This is a genomic window from Pontibacter pamirensis, assembly GCF_010015475.1.
Taxonomy (GTDB): Bacteria; Bacteroidota; Bacteroidia; order Cytophagales; family Hymenobacteraceae; genus Pontibacter; species Pontibacter pamirensis.
In genome coordinates, this window is record NZ_SSNI01000021.1 from 50820 (window position 1) to 64045 (window position 13226).

The following is a 13226-nucleotide window of genomic DNA, read 5'->3' on the forward strand; positions in this document are numbered from 1 at the left end:
GTTTTACCAAGTTTCTTTAAGAATAACAGTAAAATGGGGTTTTGATACATAATTCCACCACTTTCCGAACCTCAGAAATATTTCCAGGTTTCGCTGTATCGGGGATTTTCTCATAAAAGTTTACTTTTTGTATAACAGCAATTATTGCATTCTTAACCGGAGGAAGAGATTAAAGTGCTTAGCACCTTTCGGCTTCACTGTAATTATTTCTGGGGTGGATGTGAGACAAGAATCAGAACATCAGCTGTTAACCTGCGTTATCAAACAAAGTAACATTCAGGAAAGGTAGACTTTAACTATGAGAACATCAGAAAACAAATTACGATTACTTGCGGTGCGTAGTAAGATAGGATTTCTGACAGCTATACTAGTATTTGCCGGACAAGCATGCACGCAAAATTCGGGTGCACAAGCCGGAGAATCTGTGGCTACAGAAGAAGCTGCTGCTGAAATGCAGGTTGAAACACTAACTGAAAACCTGACACATCCTTGGGGGATGACTTTTCTTCCGGACAACCGGCTGCTGGTAACCGAGCGGCCCGGGAGACTAAGAATATTAGATGCCAACAATCAACTTTCAGAACCGCTGACTGGCACTCCGGAGGTATTTGCAGAGGGGCAGGGTGGTTTATTGGATGTGGTACTGGATCCCAACTTTCAGGAAAATAATTTGGTATACCTTTCCTATTCCGAACCAGGAGCAAATAACACTGCCTCCACAGCTGTGGGCCGCGCTCGGCTGGAGGGAAACGAGATACAGGATTTTACAGTAATATTTAGACAGGAGCCAAAAGTTGAAGGTCCCAACCACTTCGGAGGACGCATTGTATTCACGCCGGAGGGTCACCTGTTCCTTACTTTGGGCGAAAGGTTTAAATTTGGCCCAGCGCAGGAACTCTCAAATCACCTGGGTACCATTGTCCGCATTAACCCTGATGGATCTGTGCCAAACGATAATCCTTTTGTAGGGCAGGCAAATGCAGAAGACGAGATTTGGTCGTACGGCCATCGCAATATTGAAGCTGCAGCCATTGAACCGAATACCGGCAGGCTTTGGGTGGCAGAGATGGGCCCCGAGGGAGGAGACGAGCTAAACCAGCCGGAGGCGGGTCGTAATTTCGGCTGGCCCGTGGTGAGCTGGGGAGACAACTATGACGGCACAGACATACCCGATCCGACGACCACTACTGAGTTTGCCAATGCCGCAATTCATTGGACACCGGTTATCTCTCCTTCCGGTATGATATTCTATACAGGGTCCATGTTCAATGAATGGCAGGGAACGGCCCTTATTGGGGGGCTGACCAGCCAAGGCCTCGTACGGGTAAAAGTCAATGGCGAGCAAGCAGAGGAAGTGGAGCGTATTCCGTTGGATGCACGCATACGCGATGTAGCGCAGGCACCTGATGGTTCCGTCTATGTGCTGACTGACCAGGAAAACGGTAAGGTATTGCGTTTAAACATGCAGAATTAGCCTGGAGTTGCACCTGTTCGGATAAGAAGCATTTCTTTTTTAGCATCATAAAAACACAACTATACTTACTGAGTTGACTTTTATCACTGTGCTAAAAGTGATTTAAACTGGATATATGTGTTGCGCCGCAAGAGGAGAATATAAGAGCCTCTCAAATGTGTTTGAGAGACTCTTATGTGAAGCATACTCTTTTACCGGAAGATTTATATATCTAGAGCTCTCTTCTTTAGTACGGTATACTCTTCGTCTGTGATAGAACCTCTTTTACGTAATTGCTCTAATCTTTCGATGGTAGCAATGGAGTCCTCCACTGTTTTAGAAGTGCTGTTGTCCTCGTTATAAGCATTTGTTTCAGTTGCTACAGGCTTGGTATCATCTACACTGTCAGCGTGATCTTCCTGCCAGCTGGAGGAGTAGAATCGGTTCTCGTTGTAGTTGTCGTCGTTATAAAAGTCATCTGATATGTGCCGGCTGGTGACTGGTTGCTGTACTGCCGCCTCTTCAAACTCGCTCCTTCTATTGGTGTTGGTATCTGGCAGCGTATCATGTTGGGACTGTTGAAATGTATCCCGAACAGCATACTCATAATCTTCAGAAATAGAGCCACCACCATATACCGGATACCTTGAAACAGAGCGCGAGTCAATGTAAGTCACAAATATCTTTTTCCCTCTTTTGTCAAGTGCGGCTGCTCCAATAGGTATCAGTAAATACTGATCGTTTTTTGTGTCAAAGAATTTGCGGTCGGCTACTACAGACAAATAGCGGACACGCAGGGTCTGCGGGTCGACAATTAAATCTTTTACTACTCCAAATATGTCGCCATCGGCACCTGCCACTTTCCAGCCCAGCACGTCTGTGCTGTCAGAGGCCACTTGATAATCCTTCAGACTGCTTAATGGCATCAAGCGATCTGTCATATCCTGACTTATATCATTATTTCTCATAGTTTTAATTTTTTAAAGTTAGTAACAGGAGACAAGGAGGTTAAGCCACCTGGTAGTGCGACGCTTCCGGTAGCACCATGCCGGTGCTCGGGTTTACCTCTATCGTCTCTACTTCGTTCCTATCGAAAGCAAACTCGTATACCGCCCAGGCTACTAAAGCCAGCAGAACAAATACGAGTACCCATATCCATAGTGAACTATTTTTCTTGCGTTCAATTCTAATTTCTGCCATTGTTTTATTTTTTTGTTTTCCATAATTAATCCTATTAGAGTCAAATCTCTAACGCTCTAGAAAATCCTTCTGAAACTTCAAATAACAGGTTTTAGCTTTCTGCCTTTTCTCCGCATTCAGGCAGGATAAGCTTTATACCAAGGCAAACAGCTTTCCCAGTAAGGGAGCAACAAACAAGATTAATACGCTGATGAGCAAGATATGTTGATGGAGAACTCTAAAGATAAGTACAATTCTAGAAATTGTCGCGAACAGAGGCTTTCGTTAGTTGTGCTGAAGGAGGTAGTTTTCTCAGAGTTTTTCCAACCAAAGTAAAATTTAAAGATTAAGCTTCAGGATCGTGTTAGCGAGATAAAGGTGCGAAGCCAATAAAAAGAGGTATAAGGCCGTTGATTAGCACTCTCCTGCTATGTCAGGTGAAAGTACTTGCTGGATATTTTGTTCATCGTTTTTTATCTGTTACACAATTTGCATAATTTACAAAACTGTAATTTCCATTAACCAGTTGTAACATTCGGTTCCGCTGCTAATAACAAAGCACGTATACCTCAGCATCCAAATAATTGAACATGTATAAACAAATGAATCTTTTAAACAGAAAGCACCTTTCAAAAAAAGCTGTGCTTCTTTTAACTGTTGCTTCCTCTTTATTCTTTCAGGTTTCCTGCCAGATCACTTCACGTGAAAATGAGGTTGTGAGCGCTGACAGTACCAGCATAGTTGAATATGAAATAGCCCAGCTACAGCAAGGGTATAAAGACGGCACCCTGACCGCCAAAGAAGTTGTGCAGGCTTACCTGACTAGAATTGAGGAATTAGATGATAGTGGGCCGGAACTAGGCTCCATTATAGCAGTAAACCCGGATGCTATCCAAATTGCAGAAGCGCTGGATAAAGAGATGAAGGAGGGAAAAGTAAGAGGTCCGCTTCATGGAATACCCGTAGTGCTGAAAGATAATATTGACACGCATGATAAAATGCCCACTACTGCCGGCTCCAGGGCTTTGGCCAATTCATACCCTTTGCAGGACAGCTATGTTGCCAGGCAGTTAAGAGAAGCAGGAGCCATCATTATTGGTAAAGCTAATTTAAGTGAGTGGGCAAATTTCAGGGGCGAGATGTCTACCAGTGGTTGGAGTGGCTTGGGCGGGCAAACCAAAAACCCTTATGTTTTAAGCCGCAATCCATGCGGCTCTAGCTCCGGATCAGCTGTAGCGGTGGCCGCTAACCTGACTGTACTGGCCGTTGGCACGGAAACGAACGGATCCATCGTTTGCCCGGCGCAAGCCAGCGGCGTAGTGGGCATTAAACCCACGGTTGGCCTTGTTAGCCGTTCCGGAGTTATCCCGATTTCCTCCACACAGGATACACCTGGACCGATGGCCCGCACTGTGCGGGATGCGGCCATTGGCTTAGGAGCCATGGTAGGAGTGGATGCGGCAGATGAAAAAACAGGAGCCAGCCAGGGGAAATTTCACAAGGACTATACCCAATTCTTAAAAGCAGATGGCCTGAAGGGCAAGCGCATCGGTTTTTACAAAGCACCGCTGGGCGCTAACTATAAAGTGGATTCCCTGATGTTAAAAGCGGTGAATTTCCTGAAAAGCCAGGGAGCAGAAATTGCGGAAATTGATGCCATAGGAGGAAAAGGAGTTGGCGCCAGTTCTTTTGAAATTATGTTATTTGAATACAAACACGGGTTAAATGAATACTTTAAGTCGCTTGGGCCTGATGCTCCTATCAAAAGTGTGGAAGAGTTGATCGCTTTTAATAAAGCGGATTCAGTTGAGTTGCAGCATTTCAACCAGCGCTACCTGGAGATGGCGCAGGAAAAAGGGGGCTTGAACGCAACGGAATATACAGAGGCTTTAGTTAACCTGATGAAAGGCAGTAGGGAGGAAGGCATCGACAAAGTAATGGACCAGCATAACCTGGATGCCATCGTAGCCCCAACGGGAGGCCCAGCCTGGAAAACAGACCTAGTAAACGGCGATAGCTTCCAGGTTGGAAGTTCTTCTCCTGCAGCCCAGGCTGGATATCCCTCCATCACCGTACCGATGGGTTATGTGGGGGAACTGCCGGTGGGTATTTCTTTCTTCGGAAGAGCCTGGAGTGAGCCGGTTTTACTTGAAGTTGCCTATGGATATGAGCAAGGGACCAAACACCGTAAAGCGCCTAAATTTCTGCCGTAGTGGTGTAAGCTTTAGTGGGATTTAGACTATCTACCTTTATAAAAAACTCCCCGCCGTTGTTGGTACTGACCGACAGCGGCGGGGAGTTTTATTATCTGCCGCTAGTGTGAGCGTGCAGTTCGTGCTTTTTCATGAGAATTGCATGGTTGTGAAAAAGCATGAGCTGTAAACTCTTGCCAGCGGGATTGCATTTTACTTCACATACTGCTCCTGCACTGTATTTCTTAGTAAGCCCAGACCATAAATTGGAGTAGCGTATACTTTGCTGTTCCCGTTAAGCAGGGCGTAACCAGTATTAAAACGCTTCCCCAATCAAAATGTAAAAGCCGGTTCCTTCGTTGGTGAAAGCAATATCAGCGCGGGTGTAGATGTCTTTTTTAGGGAAGAGCAGGTAGCGCAGGCCACCGCCACCAGCCACTTTTAAGTTTTTTGCGTTCAGGTGGCTAAAGTCCGGGAAAACAGTGCCTGTGCTTGCAAACACTGATGCGCCGATTCTGCTGGAAAAACTCAGGGGCAAGGGCAGAAAACGATACTCTACCTGCGCAGCTAATTGGTTTTTGTCACGGAAACGGCCTGTGTAATAGCCGCGCATGATGCTCTCGCCTCCCAGTAAGGCCAATTGGTTGAAGGGCATATTGCCCACGTTAAACTGCCCTATCAGCTGTGCTGCCAGTACGTTGCTTCTGCCAATGGGCTTGTAAATACGGTTATCTGAAAAAATGGAAGTAAATTTAAAGTCGCTGTTCCAAAGCCGATCGTAGCGGATCAGGGCCAGTTCTGAAAACAACCCGTCCCGCACATTGAGCACGTTGTGCCGGTTGTCGTAAATAATGCCCAGTCCTAAACCCGTGTTAGCCGAGCCTTTGCTGCCAGCCGGTTCTGCTACGTGTGCGTCGGTGGGAGAAATAAAGTCAACAGAAGCCATTCGCTGGTAATCCAGTTGCGGGCCTATGTACAGGTTTGGGCGAATCTGGCGCAGCACCCGTTCCTTCACCTGCATCTGGGTTGCCTCCACAAGGGCCAGGTGTTCGGCGGGAGAGTCCGGGCCGATGCCGTGGTAGAGCATCGGAAAACTTTGGAAACGAAGCTTACCCAGAAAAAACCACCTGCTCTTATCTGAGTAAAGGGAATGGTCGAACAGGACACCATACTGGTTTTCAAGCGTGAAAAAGGTAAAGCCGTTTATTTCGCTGAGCCTGTTGGTGGTATCATTCTTTGCATAGTAAACATAGAGGCTGCTCAGGCCAAACTCCAGGTTTGTTTCCGGTGAGTAAGCCAGGGTTGGGTAAAGGAGAAACTGTGGCTGCGAAGCATCTGTCGTGTCATTCAGTAGTTTATTGATATACCTGGAAACAAAATTATGATGCTGCGCCCCGGCATCTTGCAAAGAGAAGAGCAGGAACGCAAAAAAGAGGAAGATAAAGCGGGTTTTCATAGTTAAAGGCAGTAAACAGCCAAACAGTTTTTGTAGTATACCTATATATTCGGAGCACGAAGTTATGTAATAATGCCTATAAAAAACATATTTTAACTATATAGATTTTTGTCTATTGTTATGGTCGTTTTCTGCCTGTTGCTTTCGCGTAGGAGAAGGGCAGCAACATCCTCTAAATCCGTCGCCGTAACCGCTACCTCTCGCCCATTGTACAACGTACTATAACCAGTACCTGAAAGCCAGCAAGTACTTCAGCACAATAAAATTTAACAGCAGGATAATGGAAACAATACATTTAAATCACCTGAATTCCGCCTTCAGAATCTCTGAGAGTGAGGGAAGGCGAAGCCTTGAAATCAGCAGCGTGTCTGTAGAAAAAGAGCCGGATGCAAGCGCCACTTTAAAGCTGATAGTTTTGGATGAGAAGGATGTCCCGATTTATAGCCAGGAATTATCCGATGGAGGAGAGGTGCACAGTAGCATCGACATAAATCAGGAGTTTGCTTTTTATGACCACCTGACCGTGCGTATCATAGCCGAACCTGAAAGCAGCCCTTTTAGTGCAACGTTAACTTTTAAATAGAACCCATTCACGTCAGGTTCTTCTTGTATGGCAAAAACAAAGATATTGGGTGAAGCTTTTATATAGCTTTTCCCAATTCTTCTTCAATGGCAGGGCTCAGCACAAAGATTAAATGCTCAGCAAAAGCGGCTTTTTCAATCGGCTTGGTACCCATTACGGCTACTATGCCTATTGGCTCATTGGACCCGGAAAGAAGAAACCTACCCAAGTATCTTTCAATTTTCAGATTCTGTAGCTCTTTGTCGCTAGGGAAGTTTTTGGTAACGTTAAAAGGAAAGTAGCAGAAGCCCTGAGTTTGCACGGCTTCGCATGGTGTTCCCTGTAGGGTATAAGTAACATTGTCCTGTACATCTTCCCCCTTCAGGAAGGCGCAGGTACGAATGTGGCTTCTGTCATCAGTCAGTGCACCAATCATGACATACTCAACGCCAGTATGCCTGTTTATAAACATGGCGGCCTCTAACAGAAAGCATGTACCTCTGCTCTTGTTCGTCAGCGTAACGGCTTCCTCTAAAATCCTGTTTTCTTCTTCTCCCGGCTCATATTGCCAGTGATGTACAAACCGGTACTCCATTGTATTTCAGCTTTAGGCTACTAAATTAAAGGTATGCATCCTCCCAATGCAATGCAAGTACAAACTTTACTGCTATGCCGTTATACACGGAACTTGTTCCACTGCTCTGATTTGGCGAGAGTCCATCAAATAAAGCCCACCAACTGGAATGAACAAACTCTGACAGCTATCCTTACCATGGATGGTCCAATTTTCCTTCTCATGATTACTTTCAGATAGAACTTCTCATAGGCAAAACCTTATAAAAGACATGATGCGGATTACTGGAGAATACAAAACACCCTTTTACAGGAGTCAGCGAATACTTTTTTTGAGAGTGAATTTTTCCAGAATTTATTTATAAGTACTCAGGAAGATGACCTATATTTAAATTCATTTTTGGTGTTGGTTTTATCAGGTATGGTTTTTTTTAAAATGCAGTTTATTTTGCTTCGATGCATCTTCGCATCCTTTTTCTGTTTGTTATCGGTATCCTGCCAGGAAACGGGTAATGATATCCGGTTTAATGATTTCTTTGAAGAGGAAGATAGCAGGCAGCAGGTGCTCATCCCGGATTCGTTTACCGCAGATAGTGCCCGGCAGTTGGGTACCAAGGTGGATTCCATTTTCAAATATTTACATAAAAGGAAAGGGTTTAACGGAACGGTGCTGGTTACAAAATATGACCAGGTAATCTACAAAGGTGCCTTTGGCTATGCAGATTTTCACCGTAAAGATACCCTCACCACGCAAACAGCCTTTCAGTTGGCTTCCGTATCCAAACAGTTCACGGCCATGGCCATCATGATGCTGAAAGAACAGGGCAAGCTAACCTACGAGGATAGTGTACAGCAGTATATCCCGGATTTCCCTTACAAAGGCATTACCATCAGGCAGCTGCTTACCCACCGATCTGGCTTGCCTAACTATACCTATTTCAGCGATGAACTCTGGCCCGACCGTAGAGTGCCAATTACCAACGAGGACGTCCTGAACCTGATGGCGGTGCATCAGCCCAGAATCTTTTACAAACCAAACACTCACTTCGATTACAGTAACACAGGATACAGTTTGCTGGCTGCCATTGTAGATGAGGCTTCCGGTATGCCTTTCGCGACTTTTTTGCAAGAGCATATATTCGAGCCCCTGGAGATGAAGAGCACTTTCACTTTCAGTAAAGACATGGCTGTATTGACGGGAAGTTTGGCAACCGGCTACACCAGCGGCAGACGTAAAAGAACACCTGATTATTTAGACACCGTGCTGGGCGACAAGGGGCTGTATTCTACAGTAGAAGATTTGTATAAGTGGGATCAGGCCCTGTACACGCAAAAGCTGGTAAAAAGAGAAACCCTGGAAGAAGCATTTACCGGCTCCCGCCCGGAAAAGAAGAAAGATGAAGACTATGGGTTTGGCTGGCGCATCCGCCAGATAGAGAGTGGTGACACTGCTGTGTATCATGGCGGCTTGTGGCACGGCTATAATACCTATATGTTGCGAAACCCAAAGGACCACAGCGCCATTATTGTGCTGAGCAACGTGACCAATGGCAGCTTAAATTATCTGAAAGATGTGAGGAAACTTTTATACCCGGTACAGCCCGTAATTACAGTTTCTGACAATACTAAACAAAGTAAAGCGGCCAGTGCCCAGTTATAAGCAAGGAGCCTTAAGCTATAGATAAAGGGCCGTCTGGCAATTTTAGAAATGTTCCTTTTCGGGTGCAGGGCGGTTTCGAGCCCGACATTGCTATTCCCGGTACATCTACGGGAGGATATTTTTCTTTGTGACAAAGTCAATTCTCACCCTTTGGGCCGCAGCTATGGACTTATAAGCCATTATTCAAGTATGCTTTACTCACAGGAATAATTTAGCAAGGGGATGAACATCCCCTTGCCAAAGCTTCTTAGTATTTTACCCGCAGCACTTTTCCTTCAGCCAGATTTGTAACATAGGCTGTTCTTAGCCCGCTTAACTCCATATCAGAGGCAAAGCTAAGCCCGGAGCGTAAAACATTTGTATCCTCATCTGACACCTTAATTATTTTTCCTGTGGCAGGTATCCAGCCTGTTGCTCCAAACTCACTGAATTGCAACACAAGCGGAAGTCCATCTATACCCAGTTCTATATCCACTAGTGTTGTGAGCCCATCTTGGTAAACGGATAGTTGCCCATCTGTGTCAACTTCGTAAACTTTTGCTGCTCCTTCCAGAAAAGGAAAACCAGTAAGCGTGGTGACAAGAAAGCGGTCCTCATCAAACACAATGCTTGTGGGTACTGCATCAATATATGGTGGACCTACAGGAGTAGGATTTTCTATAGAAGGGAATTGAGCAAAAACACTAAGCTCAGCTGTTTGAGCATCGCTGCGGATAATGGCGTTAGCTCCTGCATCGGCCATGTAAAAATCACCTTCAGGCCCTTTCGTTAACTTGTACAAGTTAGACTCAGCAAAACCCTCGCCGAGTACAAAGTTCCCAATTTCCTGATACTCCAGTTCGCTTGCCTGAAGAGGCGTGTCGCCAGGTACAAAATTTGCCAGCTGCGCCCTGTAAAGCCTTCCCTCTGCGCCATGCAAAATCCAGAGCGTACCATTGTCATACAAAAGATGATTTAAGCCAGCTGGATTCCCTTCCGGATCTACTACTGATACAAAACCTTCAATTACGGGGTATACCTGCCCGCTGAGTGTGACGAGAGATACCCGGCCATCGTTCATGCCTGTTCCGGCTTCCGCGACCCAAAGTCTGTGGTATTTATCTAACTCCAGCCCAACGGGAGTAGCCAGCCCTGTTGCAAAGTCACTTACTTCTGGCTTGGAGGGATCTACTTCGTCCAGATAGTCTTTGATGTGCTCACAGGAACTTAAAACGAAAATTAGCGATAACGCTAGAAGGTGGGAAGTTATTTTTCTCATAGCTAATTAGTTAAAGGATTTTTTGTTTCAACTAAACGCAGGAAAAAACAGGATTTTTTATAAAATTAATTTTATTTTTTTAGCAAATAATTTAATTAATTTTAACCATTAAAATACGTGTCTTTAGCATTAGTGAGGAAGCAACGATAGCAGAATTTCCACTTCAGCAAGACAGTGGGTTATGTTATCATATGCATTTGCATTATTGTAAACTTCCTAGACCATTGCTCCTAAAAGTAGATTACCCACTATTAATTCTCCCTGTAATCTTGAGTTCTAATTTCCTCCTGCACGCTCTACTTCCTCCAGATTAGTGCTTCTTTTGCGTAATTCAAATTTTTCTCCTTTGCTAAAGCGATAGCGAAGGTTCAGTCCAACGCTCTGGTGACTCAGGTACTGCTTAATCTCATTGGAGTTTCTACCTGTTTTAGTGCTACCTAGCATCCATCGGCTACGAAAAATATCGTTCAGGCTTAGACTCAGGTCTGCTTTGTCGTTCAGGAAAGACTTTTTCACTCCCAGATCTACCCACCATTGCTTTTCGATGCGGAACAAGCCGTAAGCTTGTGGCCCCACGTACGCTGCATTAACCTCTACCCGGTAGTTTTGAGGCAGCAGGATGTTGTGGGTTGATTGCAGCATGTACGTCACCACCTCATTTGCTGTCCGCTGCCCGTTCACGTCCGTGGAAAAGTACTGCCAGCCTACAGTAGCTTTGTTGCTGGTGTCCCAGTTCTTCATGATGCTAAGTGGAGCCATCATCGTGGCACTAAAGTTCCTGGAATTATCCAAATTATCCCGAAGGAAAATGGTTGTTTTGTCTTCAGCGTTCTGAACTGGCACCTCAGCTATAAAGTCTTTGGTCAGAGAATAGTTGAATGATAGGTTTATGGTCTGCTTAAATGTTTGTATTATACCAAAGGAGTGGGTATACATTGGTTTCAGGTAAGGGTTGCCCTGCGCCCAGGTGAAAGGGTCGAGGTAAAATACAAATGGATTAAGCAGCTCGTAATCCGGGCGCTGATTACGTCGGCTGTAATTGTAGTTTATCTGGTAATTATCAGAGACCTTTTGCTGCACAAACAGGCTGGGAAACAGGTTAAGGTACCGGCGGTTCATTCCCTCATCCAACGTAAGGGAACGACCTTCTGCAATAGTTTGCTCGCCTCGCAAACCAGCCTGTAAACTGAACCGGCTTCCCAGGGTGGTGCTGAAGTTTACGTAGGCCGCATATATATTCTCTTTATACAGGAAGTGGTTACTGCGGTTCGGGTCAAGTGTATTTCCTTCCTCCCCGTGCGAGAAAAAGCGAAGCGAGTTATCGGAGGCCAAATGGCTCGCTTTGCCTCCTAGCTCCAGCTTACGTCCATTCTGAAAGCTTTTGCTATAGTCTAATTTGGCAGAGTATATATCGTATGCAGTTGGGTTGTTGCTGGTAAGCAGGTTCCTAAAGTCAGTCCGTCCTTCGGACAGGCTGTCGTAGCTGTTCAGGTAACTGGCATCCTCCGCACTGGTAATATCTATCAGGTCCAGTTCAGCAGAAAGCGTGCTTCCCAGCGTGTCGAACTTTCCTAGGTAATGCAGGTTGAAGATTTTGTTATTAAGAATGTTTTGAAGGTAGTTGTCTGCTTCGATAAATAGGTCTTCTGAAGGTACCGCCGTGCGTATGTAAGTGTCTGTGCGAAAGTCATGGATAGCTTTCTGATACGACAGGTTCACCATAGCACCTACACTGTGCATGCTGTTTATATCCACGTCAGTACCCAAACGCATAGAAGGTGCAACGCGGCTTACATCTTCCCGCACACCCTGATCAAATCGCGTACTGCTGTTCGACTTGTTAAACATCCTGTTGAACTCACCCAAACGCTGGTGTTCCCGCCGGGAAGCATCTAAATTTGCATGCGAATTCCAGCGGCCCTTCTTGAAGTTTATACTTCCACCGGCTGAATAAGTATGTAGCCCGTTGAACTGGTAGCCACTATAGAGACTGCCGTTCAGGCCGGTAGCGGTGTTCTTCTTCAGGTTAACATTGATAATACCGGCTGTGCCCTCGGCGTCATACCTTGCAGAAGGGTTGCTGATGATTTCGATGTTCCTGATATTTTCAGCCGCCATACCCTGCAGCATTGTCTGCAGGTCTTTGGCTGATAAATAGGTAAGCCGGTTATCAATCATCACCTGCACACCGGCTTTTCCGTTAAGCTGTAAGTTCCCGTCCTGGTCAACCCATACCCCCGGAGACTTCGCCAGCACATCAAAAGCTGTGTTGCCCGCAGCCAACGCTGTTCCTTCAACACCGACTATCATGCGGTCAGGCTCTACTGTAATGGATGGTCGAAGGGCGTTTACCGTTACCTCGCGAAGCATTTTAACATCCTCCTTTAAGGTGAGTACGCCAAAATCTCTGGAGAAGTCAAGACTTATCACTTCAAAAGGAGAGGATATATTTTCTTTAAAGCCAATGGCGCTCAGTCGGAGTATGTAGACACCCCGGGCAGGTGTTGTTATAGCAAAAGTACCAGCATCATCCGTGATGGAGCCGGTAATCACCATGGAGTCCGCCACTCTGATTACTGCGACGTTGCCATACGGAATGGGTGCCCCTGTCTCATCCTGAAGCCTGCCGCTTAAAAGGCCACCGGCTTGAGAATACACACATAATGAATGTACTGTTAGAAGAAGCAGCGTTAAAAGGAAACCTGTACTTTTCATATTCTCCCGTATTTAAAGAGTTAACTAAATTATTTTTACCTAAAGGGTAAGGCAAAACTGGGAAGAATGTGACAGCCCCGGAACCTGAATCTGATGAACAAGGAATTATGGGCAATGAATGAGGGTATCAGAACATTGAATGAGAATACTCTATGTGGAATAAGTCAGGAAAAGGAGG

The 13226-nt window shown here is 45.5% G+C and carries 10 protein-coding genes; 4 read left to right on the plus strand and 6 right to left on the minus strand.

Annotated elements, in window-relative coordinates; genetic code table 11:
* Nucleotides 1–298: 298 nt before the first annotated feature.
* Complete coding sequence (locus tag E1919_RS17095) at nt 299–1474, plus strand: PQQ-dependent sugar dehydrogenase (protein ID WP_162054629.1); 1176 nt, start codon at nt 299–301, stop codon at nt 1472–1474.
* A 203-nt stretch (nt 1475–1677) separates the two neighbouring features.
* Here the strand turns inward: E1919_RS17095 and E1919_RS17100 are convergent, their stop codons facing one another.
* Nucleotides 1678–2421 (minus strand): PRC-barrel domain-containing protein, encoded by a 744-nt coding sequence (locus E1919_RS17100; protein ID WP_162054630.1) that lies wholly within the window; start codon nt 2419–2421, stop codon nt 1678–1680.
* A 40-nt stretch (nt 2422–2461) separates the two neighbouring features.
* Nucleotides 2462–2653 (minus strand): hypothetical protein, encoded by a 192-nt coding sequence (locus E1919_RS17105; protein ID WP_162054631.1) that lies wholly within the window; start codon nt 2651–2653, stop codon nt 2462–2464.
* 620 nt (nt 2654–3273) lie between these two features.
* Here E1919_RS17105 and E1919_RS17110 point away from each other — a divergent pair.
* Nucleotides 3274–4845 (plus strand): amidase, encoded by a 1572-nt coding sequence (locus tag E1919_RS17110; RefSeq protein ID WP_237144561.1) that lies wholly within the window; start codon nt 3274–3276, stop codon nt 4843–4845.
* A 295-nt stretch (nt 4846–5140) separates the two neighbouring features.
* Here the strand turns inward: E1919_RS17110 and E1919_RS17115 are convergent, their stop codons facing one another.
* Nucleotides 5141–6280 carry a BamA/TamA family outer membrane protein gene (locus E1919_RS17115; protein WP_162054633.1) on the minus strand — a complete coding sequence of 380 codons (1140 nt, stop codon included), beginning with the start codon at nt 6278–6280 and terminating at the stop codon, nt 5141–5143.
* Between the two features lie 280 nt (nt 6281–6560).
* Here E1919_RS17115 and E1919_RS17120 point away from each other — a divergent pair, with 280 nt between their 5' ends.
* Nucleotides 6561–6863, plus strand: coding sequence for a hypothetical protein (locus tag E1919_RS17120; protein WP_162054634.1), 303 nt, complete (start codon nt 6561–6563; stop codon nt 6861–6863).
* A 58-nt stretch (nt 6864–6921) separates the two neighbouring features.
* Here E1919_RS17120 and E1919_RS17125 read toward each other — a convergent pair whose 3' ends face one another.
* Complete coding sequence (locus E1919_RS17125) at nt 6922–7437, minus strand: hypothetical protein (protein ID WP_162054635.1); 516 nt, start codon at nt 7435–7437, stop codon at nt 6922–6924.
* Between the two features lie 459 nt (nt 7438–7896).
* Here E1919_RS17125 and E1919_RS17130 point away from each other — a divergent pair, with 459 nt between their 5' ends.
* Complete coding sequence (locus tag E1919_RS17130; RefSeq protein ID WP_237144563.1) at nt 7897–9075, plus strand: serine hydrolase domain-containing protein; 1179 nt, start codon at nt 7897–7899, stop codon at nt 9073–9075.
* A gap of 247 nt (nt 9076–9322) precedes the next feature.
* On the opposite strand, the gene E1919_RS17135 is transcribed toward E1919_RS17130, so the two are convergent.
* Both E1919_RS17135 and E1919_RS17140 read right to left on the minus strand, forming a co-directional pair.
* Nucleotides 9323–10333, minus strand: a complete 1011-nt coding sequence (locus tag E1919_RS17135) for a ScyD/ScyE family protein (protein WP_162054636.1) — start codon at nt 10331–10333, stop codon at nt 9323–9325.
* Nucleotides 10334–10609: 276 nt separating this feature from the next.
* Nucleotides 10610–13048: an outer membrane beta-barrel family protein gene (locus E1919_RS17140; RefSeq protein ID WP_162054637.1), complete on the minus strand. Its 2439-nt coding sequence runs from the start codon at nt 13046–13048 to the stop codon at nt 10610–10612.
* Nucleotides 13049–13226: the final 178 nt, after the last annotated feature.